The sequence below is a fragment of the Kribbella qitaiheensis genome (assembly GCF_042657745.1).
GTDB lineage: Bacteria > Actinomycetota > Actinomycetes > Propionibacteriales > Kribbellaceae > Kribbella > Kribbella qitaiheensis.
The window spans coordinates 81,729-96,513 of record NZ_JBHSKE010000013.1; the positions used below are offsets into that span (position 1 = coordinate 81,729).

At 68.4% G+C, this 14,785-nt stretch carries 14 protein-coding genes; 3 read left to right on the plus strand and 11 right to left on the minus strand.

All coding sequences use genetic code 11. From position 1 onward, the window contains the following. Positions 1-122 precede the first annotated feature (122 nt). The 3 genes from ACFPJ1_RS13005 (at position 123) to ACFPJ1_RS13015 (ending at position 2,771) form a co-directional block, all read left to right on the plus strand. On the plus strand, positions 123-881 hold the full coding sequence (locus ACFPJ1_RS13005; RefSeq protein ID WP_380103840.1) for a DeoR/GlpR family DNA-binding transcription regulator: 759 nt from the start codon (positions 123-125) through the stop codon (positions 879-881). Further along, positions 881-2,047 (plus strand): MFS transporter, encoded by a 1,167-nt coding sequence (locus tag ACFPJ1_RS13010; protein WP_380103841.1) that lies wholly within the window; start codon positions 881-883, stop codon positions 2,045-2,047. The genes ACFPJ1_RS13005 and ACFPJ1_RS13010 overlap by 1 nt, the downstream gene beginning before the upstream one ends. Before the next feature lie 100 nt (positions 2,048-2,147). Then, positions 2,148-2,771, plus strand: a complete 624-nt coding sequence (locus ACFPJ1_RS13015) for an AMIN-like domain-containing (lipo)protein (protein WP_380103842.1) — start codon at positions 2,148-2,150, stop codon at positions 2,769-2,771. Between the two features lie 56 nt (positions 2,772-2,827). On the opposite strand, the gene ACFPJ1_RS13020 is transcribed toward ACFPJ1_RS13015, so the two are convergent. The 11 genes from ACFPJ1_RS13020 to ACFPJ1_RS13070 form a co-directional block, all read right to left on the minus strand. Next, positions 2,828-4,849 carry a GxGYxYP domain-containing protein gene (locus tag ACFPJ1_RS13020; RefSeq protein ID WP_380103843.1) on the minus strand — a complete coding sequence of 674 codons (2,022 nt, stop codon included), beginning with the start codon at positions 4,847-4,849 and terminating at the stop codon, positions 2,828-2,830. Between the two features lie 139 nt (positions 4,850-4,988). Then, positions 4,989-5,342, minus strand: a complete 354-nt coding sequence (locus tag ACFPJ1_RS13025) for a GntR family transcriptional regulator (protein ID WP_380103844.1) — start codon at positions 5,340-5,342, stop codon at positions 4,989-4,991. After that, positions 5,339-6,190: a hypothetical protein gene (locus ACFPJ1_RS13030; protein WP_380103845.1), complete on the minus strand. Its 852-nt coding sequence runs from the start codon at positions 6,188-6,190 to the stop codon at positions 5,339-5,341. Before ACFPJ1_RS13030 ends, ACFPJ1_RS13025 begins: the two co-directional genes overlap by 4 nt. Positions 6,191-6,262: 72 nt before the next feature. Further along, entirely contained in the window at positions 6,263-6,688 is a 426-nt protein-coding gene (locus ACFPJ1_RS13035; protein ID WP_380103846.1) for a VOC family protein, read from the minus strand. Further along, positions 6,685-7,152 carry a helix-turn-helix transcriptional regulator gene (locus tag ACFPJ1_RS13040; RefSeq protein WP_380103847.1) on the minus strand — a complete coding sequence of 156 codons (468 nt, stop codon included), beginning with the start codon at positions 7,150-7,152 and terminating at the stop codon, positions 6,685-6,687. The genes ACFPJ1_RS13035 and ACFPJ1_RS13040 overlap by 4 nt, the downstream gene beginning before the upstream one ends. 19 nt (positions 7,153-7,171) lie before the next feature. Further along, positions 7,172-7,981: an alpha/beta fold hydrolase gene (locus ACFPJ1_RS13045; RefSeq protein WP_380103848.1), complete on the minus strand. Its 810-nt coding sequence runs from the start codon at positions 7,979-7,981 to the stop codon at positions 7,172-7,174. Between the two features lie 45 nt (positions 7,982-8,026). Beyond that, positions 8,027-8,959: an acetamidase/formamidase family protein gene (locus tag ACFPJ1_RS13050; protein WP_380103849.1), complete on the minus strand. Its 933-nt coding sequence runs from the start codon at positions 8,957-8,959 to the stop codon at positions 8,027-8,029. Between the two features lie 3 nt (positions 8,960-8,962). Next, positions 8,963-11,008, minus strand: a complete 2,046-nt coding sequence (locus tag ACFPJ1_RS13055) for a dipeptide ABC transporter ATP-binding protein (RefSeq protein ID WP_380103850.1) — start codon at positions 11,006-11,008, stop codon at positions 8,963-8,965. Next, positions 11,005-11,952, minus strand: coding sequence for an ABC transporter permease (locus tag ACFPJ1_RS13060; protein ID WP_380103851.1), 948 nt, complete (start codon positions 11,950-11,952; stop codon positions 11,005-11,007). The genes ACFPJ1_RS13055 and ACFPJ1_RS13060 overlap by 4 nt, the downstream gene beginning before the upstream one ends. Continuing rightward, a complete protein-coding gene (locus ACFPJ1_RS13065; RefSeq protein WP_380103852.1) occupies positions 11,949-12,881 on the minus strand; it encodes an ABC transporter permease in 933 nt (310 codons plus the stop codon). Before ACFPJ1_RS13065 ends, ACFPJ1_RS13060 begins: the two co-directional genes overlap by 4 nt. Next, positions 12,881-14,569 (minus strand): ABC transporter substrate-binding protein, encoded by a 1,689-nt coding sequence (locus ACFPJ1_RS13070; protein WP_380103853.1) that lies wholly within the window; start codon positions 14,567-14,569, stop codon positions 12,881-12,883. Before ACFPJ1_RS13070 ends, ACFPJ1_RS13065 begins: the two co-directional genes overlap by 1 nt. Positions 14,570-14,785 lie beyond the last annotated feature (216 nt).

The window sequence follows — 14,785 nt, forward strand, 5'->3', positions numbered from 1 at the left end:
CAGGCGCCATCCTGTCTCCTGCGACGTCAACCGTCACTCCTATTAGCCAGTGAGCATCAGAAAGTGGCCGCGACCCGCGAAACTGGGTTGCGAGCGAACATCAGGCCTGTTCGAATGGACAGGTGAACAGTGAGGAACGCCTGAGGTTCGTCGTCGAGGAGCTGGCCCGTACCGGCCGGGTCGGGGTCGCCGAACTCGCCCACGACACCGGTACGTCGGAGATGACGATCCGCCGCGACCTGGACCTGCTGCAGAGCCAAGGACTGGTACGCCGGGTCCGGGGCGGCGCGGTCGGTGTCGCACTGCGGGGCGAGGTGATCCCGTTCGCGCTGCGCGACAAGCAGGGCAAGGACGTCAAGCGCCGGCTGGCCGCCGCCGTCGCCGAGCTGATCAGCGACGGTGAGGCGGTCGCCCTGGACAACGGCACCACCTGCCTCGCGGTGGCCCGCGAACTCTCCGGCCGCGCGATCACGGTGATGCCGTTGTCGCTCCACTCGGCCATGGTGCTCGGCGACTCCGCCCGGACGAAGCTGATCATGCCGGGCGGCGAAGTCAGCTCCCCCGAGCTCGCGTCGTACGGCGCGACCGCCGAGGCCGGAGTACGAGGGATTCATTTCGACACGGCGGTGGTCAGCAGTTGTGCGGCGTTGCCGGCGCACGGGCTGACCACGAACACGCTCGCGGACGCGGCGATGAAGCGTGCACTGATCCAGTCGTCGGCGCGGGTAGTGCTCGCGATCGAGTCGGCGAAGCTCGAGCGGACGGCGATGGTGACCGTGGCCGGACCTGACGCAGTCGACGTGCTCGTCACGGACGCTGACGCCGACGCGGAGGCGCTCGAGGTCTATCGATCCGCCGACGTCGAGATTCGGCTCGCCTGATGACGGCGACGGACACGCCGCCGGTGATGTCGACCCGGACCGCGGCTGTCGCGGTCGGGCTGCTGTTCATCACCAATGGCGCTCTGATCGGTGGGGTCGGCGGCACGCTGCCGGCTCTGCGCGAGCGGCTCGACGTCAGCGCCTCCGGCCTTTCCCTGCTGCTGTTCTGTCTGGCTGCCTCCGCTGTCGTCTCCATGCAGATCGGAGGACGGCTGGCGGACCGGATCGGCGCCCGGCCGGTCGCGCTCTGCACACTCACCTTGCTGGCCGCCGGAGTCGGGCTGCTCGCTCTCACCTCATCGTTGCCCTGGGCAATCGTTGCGATGGTGCTGGCCGGGCTCGGCAACGGCGCGATGGATGTGGCGATGAACTCGCTCGGCGTCGAGGTGGAACAGGCCCGGCCGAAACCGATCATGAGCCGGTTCCACGCGTTCTGGAGCCTGGGCAACCTGACCGCGGCCGGCACGATCGTGCTGATCGCGCGCAGCTTCGACCGGACCGGCGGCGCGAACGTCGGACCGGCCCTGGGCACCCTCTGCGTCGCCGGGCTGATCTCGATCGCGGTCTGCGTCCGGATCGTGCCGGTCGGCCGGAAGATCGAGCACAAGTTGGACGGCGTCCGTACGGCGATCCCCCGGCTGGCCTGGGCGCTCGGGCTGATGGCGTTCTGCTTCGGCCTCGCCGAGGGCACGGCCGTCGACTGGTCGTCCGTGCACGTCACCGACGTGGCCAAGATCGACCCGTCGACCGGTGCACTCGGTCTGGTCGCGGTCAGCGGCTTCATGGTGATCATCCGCTTGCTTGGCGACCAGGCTGTCGCACGCGTCGGTCGCCGCGCCGTCGTCCGCGTCGGTGCCGTCACAGCGATCGCCGGCTACCTGGTGACGGTCTTCACCCAGCCGCTGCCCTTGCTGTTGGTCGGCTGGGCACTTGTCGGCCTCGGGGTCGGACTGGTTGCCCCGCAGGTCTATGCGGTCGCCGGCCACGTCGGTGGTGGTCGGATGCTCGCGATCGTGGTGACCTTCGGGTACGCCGCATTCCTCGTCGGGCCGGCCATCATCGGCCAACTGGTCGAGCACTTCGGCGTCCAGGACGCGATGATTCTGCCGCTGGTCCTGTCCGGCTGTCTGGTCGCGGTTTCGGGCGTTCTGCCCCGCGACGACTGATCGCCGTGGGTGCTCACCCAGCCACCTGAAATTACCGCTGGATTATGTCAACTCAGCTCCCCCTGAACGCATCTAACAGTTGTCTCGAAGGGGGGACATCATGAAGCACTTCCACACCATCCGTAATCCGCTCCACCGACCGATCCGCACCGCCTTCGCCGTCCTGGCGATCGCCGCGGTTCCGGCGGCCGCGATCGCTGTGCCGGCCCTCGCCGGCCAGACGACGACCTCCAAGTCGACGGCCACCATGGCTGCCGCCACCACCAAGTGCCCGACCGGCTGGGGCTCGTTGCTCGAGGCAAACAACAAGATGAGCGCCGCCAAGCTGACGAACGTCCGGACCGGCCGGCACGCCTGTTTCGACCGGATCGTCTTCGACCTCGCGGGCAAGCCGACGGGGTACCACGTGTCGTACGTGAAGAACGTCTACACCGACGGTCAAGGTGCTCTCGTCCCGCTCCGCGGTGGCGCCAAGCTCCAACTGGTCGTGCGCGGCGCGGACTACAACGACGCGGGCGTCCCGACCTACAAGCCGGCGAACCGGCGTGAACTGACGAACGTCACCGGCTACCAGACCTTCCGCCAGGTCGCCTACGCCGGCAGCTTCGAAGGCCAGACCACGATCGGGCTGGGAGTCCGCGCGCGCCTCCCGTTCCGCGTTCTCACCCTCACCGGCCCCGGCAACACCAGCCGCGTGGTCGTCGATGTCGCCCATCGCTGGTAGTTAGCCCCCACCCCCAACCTGGGCCTGCCGTCACCCCACGGCAGGTCCAGCTCTGGTCAGAGGGTGCGGTTGAGGAGGTCGAAGAAGGTGTTGCCCAGGAGTAGTTCGTAGGGGGCCTTGAGGAGCTTGGCGAGTTCGGCGATGTCGGTGGGGGTCCAGGACCAGGCGTTGATGCCGCCGGCGATGAACAGGGGTGACTTGCCGTCCCAGTCGGCGATGTGGGCGTCCAGGGCCGCCTTGTACTCCGCGGCCTTGCCGGGCGGGGAGAAGTTGCCGATCACGGGGATACCGCCGCGGCGTACGAGCAGGTCGCCCGCTTCCCAGGACTGGATGATGCCGCGGAGCGGGGTGTGCTCGGCGTACGAGCGGCCGATCTCCTCGGAGAACGGCACCCACTTGTCGTTCTCGCGGTGGTTGTAGGCGTAGACGAGATCCATGCCGGTACTGCGCATGAACCGGCCCGACAGCTTCATGTACTCGTCGACCTCGTCCGCTGGCCAGGCTCCCGGGTAGGTGTAGCCGGCTCCGGACGGCCCGCAGATCAGCAGGTCGTTCTTGGTCGCCGTGCGCTGGTAGTGGCTGAACAGCGCCGGGCCGACCTCCGCGAGCAACGGGCTGACGGTCCAGTTGACCGGTGCCTCACCGCGGTGCGGGTCGTCCCACAGGTCGCGCATGTGCCGCTGGCAGTACTGCACGTTGTCGCCCTCGCCGAAGGTCAGCGTGATGAAGACCTTGTTGCCGGGCTTGACCGGAGTCAGCTTGCGGACCTTGTCGGAGATCGGCGCCGACACCCCGGAGTGCACGGTGCCGTTCATGTAGAAGTCGGCCGGCATCACCTCCACACCGCCCTGCGTGGCGAGATCGACACCACTCCACTCCCCCGCGACGTCGTTGGAGAACCAGCCCGCGTACGGCGTGGTGGGTGCCACCTTGTCGAAGTGCTCCTTGAGCAGGTCGCCGGTCGGGCCGTTCGGCGGCAGCCAGCTGACGAGTGCCTTCGTCGCGACCACGTAGTCCCGGAAGTACGGGAACGGCTCGACGCGGGTGGGCGCGGTGTCGGTGGCGGTGACGAGGTACTGGTTCCACATCTCGACCGTGACGGTCAGGGAGGTGGTCCCGGCCGGTGGCGTGAACTTGTAGATGAAGTAGCCGCCGCCGTCGCTGAAGCGGTTGCCCTCGCCGCCGATCGAGGAGTTCAGCCCGTCGAAGAGGAACGGTGTCTCGGCGTCCGTGCCGGGCAGGAAGTTCGCGATCTCGACGCCGTTCGCCTTGGCCGAGACCGACGCCACCGAGGCGCCCCAGCCGTCGTCGCCGAAGGAGTCCGCGAAGCGTACGTACACGGCCTCCTTGCCGAGCGCGGGCGACACGTCGAGCGTGTAGCTGCCGCGGTTCGACGAGTCGCGGATCTGCCGGGTCTCGCGGGCGATCTCGTGCCAGGTGAGGCTCTCGGCCTGGACCACCATCGTCGGCGGCAACCCGGTGAGCAGTTGGTGCGTGCACCGCGGGAACAGGTTCTCCAGCTGCCACCGGTACGTCTTCACCCGGTCGCCGTCGAACTTCCCGCGCAGGTCCTGGACGATCCGCAGCCCGTGCGCCTTCGCCTGCGCGGCATCCGCGACTACCGCGTTCTCCAGGCCGGCCAGGGTTGTCGCCACGTTGAGCGAGTCGGGCACGTCCGGGTCGTGGATGATCGCGCCCCGCACGCGATGCCGGTACTTCGCGACCAGCTCGAGCGGATCGGCGTACCGGGTGGTCGGGAGCCCAGTGTCCCTGAGCCAGCGGGCGTCCACTCCGTCCGGACCGCCCGGGGAGAAGAGGAAGTACAGCTCTGGGAGGCTGCGGTTCACGACACCCTGCAAGGTGGTGAGCAGGGTCTGGTCGCCGCCGCTGAGCTTACTGACATCGCCGTAGTGCAGGTGTTTCGGCCTGCCGAAGGCCGGCAGCAAGCGGCGGGCCGCGGTAGCGGCATCACCAGTGCCACCGGCTCCGGCCGCCACGGCGGTCTGGCCCGGGATCAACCCGAACCCGCCGGCCGTCAGTGCGCCGGTACCCGCCAGGAACGTTCGTCTCGACACCATCGTGACCACTCCCCTGTCGTTGACATCGCTGTCAAATGACGGGGAGATTAGCTACGTTCACTCCTCGTGTCGAGAGCTCGGACAACGTGGTCCGCAAATGGCCACCAACTTGCTTGGAATCGTTTCCGTCCGGAGCCGGTCACCAGGCTTCGTTGAGGACGCGGGTTGCCTCGGCGATGCTGAGACCCGCTCGGCGCGCGGCCCGGGCGAACACGGTCGCCGCCGCCCGCGTCTCCTCGTCGTCCACCTGACTGCGCGACGCCAGCACGAACGTGCCGTTCCGGCCGCGCGTCTCCACTAGCCGGTCCGCTTCCAGTTCCTTGTACGCCCGCGCGACCGTGTTGACCGCGAGCCCCAGATCGCCGGCCAACTGCCGGACCGTCGGCAACCGCGTCCCCTGCGCCAGTTCCCCCCGCCGGATCAGTTGCTCGATCTGCTGCTTCACCTGCTCGTACGGCGGCTGGGAGGCGGCCGGATCCACCGAGATGATCATCCGATCACCCGCTGCGAACGCCGCAGCCCCCACTTCGTACCCGACATCAGCTTTGCCACTCCCATCGCCACGATTCCCCCGCCGAACAAGACGTACGTGACCGGCTGCACCAACGAGGGCAGTCCGCCGGGCCAGTCGAAAGTGACCGCCACGACACCGCCCATCAGCCAGCAGGTCAACATCATCACGTCGGCCAGATCCCGCAGCGTAGACGCTCGCAGCGCTTCCTCCCAGCGCAGCTCGGCCTCCTCGCTCGCCACCTGGTTCAGCCCGAGCACCCGGCGCTGCAGGATCGTGGCGGCCGCATAGATCAGTAGGGACAGCACTCCGGCGGCCACCAGGAGCCAGCCGCGCCGGGCTTCCTCGTCACCGGTGAGCACCAGTACTCCGAGCGCAACGCTCGCGAGCGGCAGCACGAGGACGCCGTACTGGATCAGGATCTCGGGCCAGACGAGGTAGTCCGAGAGGCGCCGCTGGCGCAGGGAGGCCGTCCTCGGTCCGTCCGTCCTGGCCGACCGGACAGCGCGGAAACGGAGCACAGAGATGGCGACTCCCGCTCCGAACGTCCCGATCAGCCCCCACCAGACCAGACCGGTCACTCCAACCCCGGCATACACGAACGAGATCAGGCCGAGCGCGCAACCGAACCATCCACCGACGGTGAACACCGTATGCCGCTGCTCGAACCGTTGTGCGGCCGCCATCACCCGATCGGTCTCGTTCGGGAGGCCCGCCTCCCGGACCAGGTCGTAGGCCTCGGCGAGTCCGGTCTCCTTGCGCTTTCGCCACGCTTGCCACGACCCGAAGGTCGCGCCGGCCACCACCGCCAGCAGCATGAACAGCTCCACCAGAACCACTCCCCGAGTTGTTTGTGTCAAATGTATTGATACAAAAAACTCGGGTCAATAGCCACTGTGTGGTCAGGCGAAGTCTTCCGGGCTGTAGGGCTTCTCCTCGATCAGGACGAGCCAGTTGCCGGAGTTGTCCCTCAGCACGGCCTCCACGCCGTACGGGCGGTCCGAGGGTTCCTGGATGTACTCGACGCCCTTGGCGACTAGCTCGTCGAAGGTCTTGCGGCAGTTGTCGACGCGGATGCCGAAGCCGTGCATCGACCCCTTCGCCATGATCCGGCGGATCGACTCGGCCGACTCCTCGTCCATCGGCGGGCCCGGCTTCATCAGCGCCAGCCGGAGCTCCGGGTGGTCCGCCTGGTAGACGGTGCACCAGTGAAAGTCCGGCAGCTTGATGTCCTCCTTCAGCACGAAGCCCAGCTTCTCGGTGTAGAAGTCCTTGGACTCGTCGATGTCGTTCACATAGACGGTCACCAGGCTGACGTTGGTGATCACAGTTCCTCCTCGTCGTCGCGGTCGGTACGACGGTAGGACCCCGGGTGCCCGGCGTGCTTCTCCGGAATTGCTGAGTTCAGGCCGAGCATGAACACGAAGCAGCCGGGAATCCTCGGGCCCGCCTGGGTCCGCTGGTACTCCGACGGGCTGACCCCGACCAACTCGGCGAACCGCCGCGAGAACGACCCGAGGCTGGAGTACCCGACCAGTCCGCAGACCTCCGTCACGGTCAGGTTGGTGGCCCGGAGCAGGTCCGCGGCGCGCTCGATCCGGCGGCGGGTGACGTACTGCATCGGGGTCTCGCCGTACTCCGCGGCGAAACAGCGCAGGAAGTGGTACTTCGAGACGCCCGCCGCCGCGGCCAGCCCGGCCAGGTCGAGCGGCTCCGCATAGTTGCGATCAGCAACATCCCGGGCACGGCGCAGGTGCGGCAGCAACCCGATCGGAACCTGGGCGATCGTCACACCCCGACTCTCCCACACCTCAGGAAGCGAGCCAGTCGCGAACGTGCTCGCGGAGGAAGGCGAGATCGGCGGGGATGTCCCGCGGCGACCCGGCCCGGTGGCCCCAGAGGCTCGGGATCTCGACCAGTTCCGCCTTGCGCAGCGAGGCCTGCTCGAGTTCGTTGTCGGCGGTGCGGAAGTACAGATCGGTGGCCGAGGGCAGCAGCAGAACCCGGGCCACGATGGCTCCCAGCGCGGCATTCAGGTCACCCGCGTACGGCGTACTGATGTCGGCCTCGAGCCAGGTGAGCGCTTGCGCGTACTGGTCGGCCGCGCTGCTCTCGGCGAAGCGGTCCACCCAGTCGGTCTGCAGGAAGGTGTCGAGATCCGGAGCGCCCAGCGACTCGAAGAGCCGTTCGCGGTAGAAGTCCTGGCTCAGCCCCCAGCCGGCGTACACGTGCGCGAAGGCCCGCTTGGCGGCGACCGGCTCGGCGCTGAACCGGCCGTTGCCCACGTGCTCCGGAGCCGCCTCGAGAATGCTGAGCAGCCCGGTCAGGAAGACGCAGTTGTGCAGGGAGGTCCGGGCACTTCCGCAGACGACGATCGCCCGCTCGACCATGTCCGGGTAGAGCGACGCCCAGTGGTAGGCCTGCCCCGCGCCCATCGAGAACCCGTACGCCGCGGCCAGCCGGGTGATCCCGAAGTACTCACTGAGCAGCCGGTACTGCGCGTGCACGTTGTCCGCCATCGTCACGAGGGAAGGGAACTCCGGATCGGACGACGCGCTGGACGAGAGTCCGTTGCTGAACATGTCCGGCATCACGATGAACCAGCGCTCGGGATCCAGCACCCCGTCCGGACCGATCAGCCAGTCCGGTCTCCACCAGCCAGGACGTCACGCCAGTACTCCGGCCGGCAGCAGCGCGTGGACGCCCCAGGTCTGGTTGGCGACCTGGGTGATCCTCAGATCGACGGCCGTGCTCGCAAGAGCCAGGGCGGTGCTCTTGTCCACGTCGAGGATCACCTGCATCCAGCCGACCATCGCGTCCAGCGCGTCGCCCATCGCGACATCGAGGTCCGGGTCGAACCCGAAGGTGACCCGCCCCGCCGGCGTCTCGGCGTGGATGGTCCCGATCGCACCCTGCACCAGGTCCACTGTCAGCGTGGTGGTCATCGGGCACTCGATCGCCGTACCGCCGACCTCGCCGTCGCCCTGGGCGGCGTGTCCGTCCCCGAGGCTGAGCATCGCGCCGGGGACGGACACGGGCAGGTAGAGCGTCGAGCCGGCTACCAGTTCCTTGCAGTCGATGTTCCCGCCGCCGACAGCGCGCGGCGGGATCGTCGAGTACTCGCCGGCCGCATCAGGTGCGACGCCGATGACACCGAGGAACGGCGCCAGGTCGCGGGTGAAGCCGCCGTTGCAACTGCCCTTGCCCGCTTCAGGATCCAGCTCCCAGAGCAGCCAGGCAGGCGGCTGGTCGGTGATACCGAGGCGCTCGGTGATCGGGGACTTCTGCGCACCCGCGACGGTCCAGCCCCAGGGATCGGGTGTCAGGGCGACGAGGTGGACTGCGAGCACATCGCCGGGCATGGCGCCCCGGACAGCGATCGGACCGGTAAGGCAGTGCCCTCGCGACTCGGTGAACATCGTCGGCTGCTTCTCGCCCGGGAAGGTCTGCGGCGAGAGGTAGCCGGACGCGTCGAGCGAGTGGACGACGAGAGTGTCCCCGGCCTCTACGGTCAGCACCGGCGGGCGTTCCGCGGTGAACACGTCGACGGTCGTGTCGGGAGTGGCGTCGAGCTTGTGCGTGGTGTCCTGGATGGTCATCCGCTACCTCACCGGCGTCAGTTCGATGGACAGGGGTTCGGCGGTCAGGGGGTGGTGACAGGCGACCGCGTGCACGCCGTCGCCGGCGGTAAGCGTCGGCACTTCTTCGGCGCAGCGATCGGTGGCGAGCGGGCAACGGGTCCGGAAATGGCACCCACTGGGCGGATCGATCGCGGAGGGCAGTTCTCCACCGAGCCCGACCGCTCGCTCGGTGCCCGCCTTCGCCGACCCGGGCAGCGGGATGGCCTTGATCAGTCCGGCCGTGTAGGGATGCCGGGGTGCGCTGTAGACGTCCTCGCTCGCGCCGAGCTCGACGAGCCGGCCGAGGTACATCACCCCGATCCGGTCGGCCAGGTACTTCAGCAAGGACAGGTCGTGGGAGATCACGACGTACGTCTGGCCGTACCGGTCCTGCAGCGAGCGCATCAGGTTGAGGATCTGCGCCTGGACCGAGACGTCCAGAGCCGAGACGGGCTCGTCGGCGACGATCACCTTCGGCCGGAGCGCGAGTGCGCGGGCCATCGCGATGCGTTGCCGCTGACCGCCGGAGAACTCGTGCGGGTACCGCTGCCCGGCGTCCGGCGGCAACCCGACCGCGTCCAGCAGCTCGGCGACGGTCCGGCGCCGCTCGCGCCTGGTACCGACTCCTTGGGCGACCAGCGGTTCCTCGATCAGAGCGGCCACGGTCATCCGTGGATCCAGCGCCGCGGCGGAGTCCTGGAACATCATCTGCAGATCCCGCCGGCGTCGGCGCAGCACGTTCCGGCCCTGCGCGGCGAGATCGCGCCCGTCGAAGGTGACCGATCCGCTGCTCGGGCGCTCGAGGCCGACCAGCATCCGGCCGATGGTGGTCTTGCCGCAGCCGGACTCCCCGACGATGCCGAAGGTCTCCCCGGCCGCGATGGTCAAGGTCACCCCCGACACCGCATGCACGGCCCGCTTCGGCCCGAACGGCCGCCGCGACCTCAGCCCGAACCTCTTGTGTACGTCGAAGAGCTGCACCAGCGAATCGCTACCGCGCGGCTCCTGCCGACGCTCGGTTCCGGCACGATCGGCCACCACGACCTCCTGTGCCTTCACCTCGGTCGGGTGGAAGCAGGCATACAAATGCTCGCTCCCCGGTGCTGCCGGCACCAGAGCTGGATCCGTACTCCGGCAGCCGTCCGTGGCGAAGGCGCACCGCGGAGCGAAGCGGCATTGGGGCGGCAGGTCCAGCAACTTCGGCGGTGCTCCCGGAATGGTCGCGAGATCCGCACTCCGATCCAGCTCGAGCGTCGGCATCGCGGCCAGCAACGCCTCGGTGTAGCGGTGCCTGGGCGCCGCGAACAACTCCTGGACGCCGGCCTGCTCGACCATCCGGCCGCCGTACATGACGGCGACCCGATCCGCGTACTCCGCGATCACGCCCATGTCGTGGGTGACCAGCAGCACACCCATCGACAACTGCGACTTGAGGTCGTCGATCAGGGTCAGGATCTGCGCCTGGATCGAGACGTCGAGCGCGGTGGTCGGCTCATCGGCGATCAGCAGGCCGGGATCGCACATCAGGCCGAGCGCGATCATCACCCGCTGCCGCATCCCGCCGGACAGCTGGTGCGGGTAGTCGTCCAGCCGCTCCCGCGGCCGCGGCATCCCGACCAGGCCGAGGACGTCCGTGGCCCGGGCGGTCGCCGCCGCACGGCTGCCACCCCGATGGATCCGGTACGCCTCGCGAAGCTGGCTGCCGACCGTCCGGACCGGGTTCAGCGACGTCATCGGGTCCTGGAAGATCATCGCCATCCGGTTGCCCCGCAGGCCGCGCATCCGGCCCTCGTCCAGCCCGGTGAGCTCCTGCCCGTCCAGCCGGATCGAGCCGCCGGCGATCTCGCCGCCGGGCGGCAGCAACCGCATGATCGACATCCCGGTCATCGTCTTGCCGGAACCGGACTCCCCCACCACCCCGAGCGTCTCGCCCGCGTCGACGGAGAAGGTGACGTTGTCGACCGGCCGGATCCGGCCTTGCCGGGTGTCGATCTCGGTGCTCAGACCGGTGACCTCGAGCAGGCTCATCTGGTCTCACCTCCAGGACGGGAAAGACGGGTGGCGAGGTGCCGGAAGCCGCGGCCCAGCCGCACTCCGGCGCGCGGGTCGAGGACCCGCATCAGGTGGTCACCGGAGAAGTTGGCGAGCAGGATCGTCGCCATGATCGCCAGCCCGGGGAAGGTCGAGAGCCACCAGGCGTCGGCCAGGTTCGTCGCGCCCGCCGCCAGGTCGCTGCCCCAGTCCGGCGCCGGCAGCCGGACGCCGAGTCCGAGGAAGCTCAGCGTCGTGGCGGTCAGCACGCCCCACCCGATAGCGCTGCTGCCGAGCACCACAACCTCGGTGAGCAGGTTCGGCAGCAGATGGCGCCAGGAGGTCCGCAACGTGCTCGATCCGAACACCCGGGCAGCCTCGACGTACTCGGCCTTGCGCAGCTTGCGGACCGAGGACTCCACCACGCGGGCGAATCCGGGCGTGAAGGCGACGCCGATGGCCAGCACGATGCTGCGTACTCCCGACCCGGCCGTCGCGATCAGGATGAGGGCGATGAGCAGCACGGGCAGTGCCAGGAACACGTCGACCAGACGCATCACCAGGGCATTGACGAGCCGTGGAGCGACGCCGCCGAGTACGCCGATCGCTACGCCTGAAGCGGTGGCGAGTAGTACGCCGAGCAGGCTTGCCAGCAGCACCGGGCGCGCGCCGTACACGGTGCGGCTGAAGACGTCGCGGCCGAGCAGATCGGTGCCGAACAAGTGAGCGCCACTGGGACCTTGGAGGTTGGCGTCGCTGGTCGCGACCGGGCTGACGTGAGCGAGCAAGCCGGGGGCGGCGAGCACGATCAGCACCAGCACTACCGCCGCGGCCAGCGCAGTACGGCCAATCGTTGCTCTGAGCCCCTTTCGGGACCGGCGGACGGGCCTGGAGACGCGGACGCGCAGGGCGCCCACGCTGAGCGGATCGAGCGAGGTCATGCGGTGGCCTCCTGCCTGGTCCGCGGGTCGATGGCGCCGACGACCAGGTCGACGGCGAGGTTGATCACGACGTAGCCGATCCCGATCACCACGACGGCGCCCTGGACGACGGGGATGTTCTTGCTGGTGATCGAGGTGGCCAGGAAGCTGCCCAGACCGGCCCGGCCGAAGATCACCTCGGTGATGGCGGCTCCGGTCAGGATGTTGCCGAACTGCAGGCCGATCGTGGTGACGGCCGGGACCGAGGAGTTGCGCAGCACGTGCCGCAGCAGCACCCTGCTCTCGCCACTCCCCCGGGCCCGGGCCGACTTCACGTAGTCGCTGCGCATCTCGTCGATGACCCGGCCGCGGACCAGCCGGGTGAGGATCGCGGCGTAGCCCCACCCGAGGGACACGGCCGGCAGGATCAGGCTCTTCGCCGTACCGTCGTCGATCGCGGACAGCCAGCCCAGCTTGACGCTGAAGACGAGCACGAGCAGCAGGGCGAGGAAGAAATACGGCACCGCGACGCCGACGAACGAGATCCAGCGGGCGATCGTGTCCAGCACCGAGCCGGGCCGCTGTCCCGCGACCAGGCCCAGCGGGATGCCGACGAGTACCGCGACCAGCATCGACGACGCGGTGAGGATCAGCGTGCTCGGCGCCCGGGACAGGAGTTCGTAGGCCACCGAGTTCTGGGTCAGGAACGACGTCCCCAGGTCGCCATGCAGGAGGTGGACCGCGAAATCGGCGTACTGCTTCCAGATCGGCGCGTCGAGGCCGAGCTGCTGACGGAGCAGGGCGATCTGCTCAGGCGAGGCGTTCGAGCCGTAGAGGATCACCTTGGCCGGGTCGCCCGGCACGATGTGGACGAGCGCGAACGAGATCACGGTGATCCCCACCACGACCGGGATCGCGGCGCCGAGCCGGCGCAGGATGAACAGCGTCATCAGCCGACAGTGGCGCTGTGGAACGCCAGGTAGCCGTTCAGCGTCTGGTGCAGGCTCTTCACCTTCGGTGACATCGTGAAGGCACCCGCGACATCCCACAGCGGCAGGAACATCGAGTCCTGCATCAGCTTGGTGCCGACCTGCTGGTAGAGACCGTCGCGGGCTGCGTCGGCCGCGGTCGCGTTTGCCTTCGCGATCATCTTGTCGACCCCCGGGTTGTCGTAGTGCGACCAGTTGAAGCCGGACTCGATCGCGTTCGAGTTGACCCAGATGTTGAGCAGGTACGGGTCGGCGCCGTAGTACCCGAACGAGCCGAGGTTGTGCGCGCCGGAATTGAAGCTGGCCTGCGCCGTGGCGAACGGCTGGACGTTGGTACTGGCGCTGAACCCGACCTTCTGGAGTTCCGAGACGACGAACTGGGTCGGCAGTTCGAGGCCGCCGCCGCTGAACAGGATGATGTCGAGGTTCAGCTTCTGGCCGTTCTTGGTCCGGGTACCGCCCTCGCCGACGGACCAGCCGGCCTGGTCGAGCAGGGCCGCCGCCTTGTCCGGGTCGTGCGAGTAGAGCTTGCTCGCCGACTCGCTGAACCCGGGCGTGATCGGCGTCAGCACGTTGTGGGCCGGCTTGTACACGTCGTACAGCACGCCCTTGACCATCGCGTCCTGGTCGATGGCGTAGAGGATCGCCTGACGGACCAACGGATCGTCGGTGGGCGGCTTCGCGACGTTGATCGGCATCCCGAGCGGCGTGCCGATCGAGGGCACCAGCAACTGCTGGTACTTGCCGGACTTCTGCGCGGCGGAGATGTTGTTCGGCGGCAGGTTCATGGCGATCTGCAACTGCCCGCTCTGCAATGCGTTGTAGCGGCCGCTGTCGTCCGTGACGATCCGGAAGATCAGCTTGTCGAGCTTGGCCGGACCGTCGCCGAGCGCCTTCGGACCCCAGGTGTACTTCGGGTTCTTCAGCAGCGTGAGCTGGCTGCCGGCCTGGTAGCTGTCGAACGTGAAGGGTCCGGTCCCGACCGGGTTGTTGCCGAAGCCGGTGGGACCGTACTTGGTCAGCGCCGCCGGTGAGGAGATGCCGAAGTTGCCGGCCGCCTGCTGGTGCAGGAACGATGCGTTGGGCGCCGTGAAGACGATCTGAACGGTGTAGTCGTCCAGGATCTTGGTCTCCTTGTAGGGACCGAGGGCGCCGAGGCCGCTCTTGGACTTCGTCTTCGGGTCGACCACGTGGTCGTACGTCGCCTTGACCGCGGCCGCCGTGAACGCCGTTCCGTCGTGGAAGGTGACGCCCTTGCGCAGTTTGAACGTGTAGACCGACGCGTCGGGCGAGATCGTCCAGGACTCCGCCAGGCCGGGATGGAAGGCGCTGCCGCCCTTGCCGTCGGGCAGCCAGTAGACCAGCGGGTCGAACAGCGCGAACGAGATGAGCAGGGTGAGCGCGAGGCCGGTCGCGCCGGGGTCGAGGGTGTCCGGGGTCGCGTTGATGCCCATCGTCAGGGTGCCGCCGCTGCTGCCGATCGACGCCGTCGACGCGGTGTCGTCGGCACCGCAGGCCGAGAGCAGCGGCGCGAGGCCGAGTCCGGCGGCGAGGCCGCCGCCCAGCCCGAGCAGCCGGCGGCGGGACAGCGGCCGGCGGGCGGTGGGGCCGAAAGCCGCTGAGGTGAGGTGGAGGTCTTGCTGGTCCATGGACGTGCTCCTTGGGCAGGCACGGAAGCTCTTCCGTATGTTGTATACGGTTACTGCTACGTGCATGTTTCGCCGCCGCCACGGGCTGGTTTCGTCTCAGCCGGTTCGAAGGCCGCGACTCAGCGCAGCTCCCCGCAAAACAACGCGAATTCGACGTGACCGCACGGAAACGTGAGCGCCGGAGGGGCTTGGAGCAGCAAACCTGGCGGCGCACGA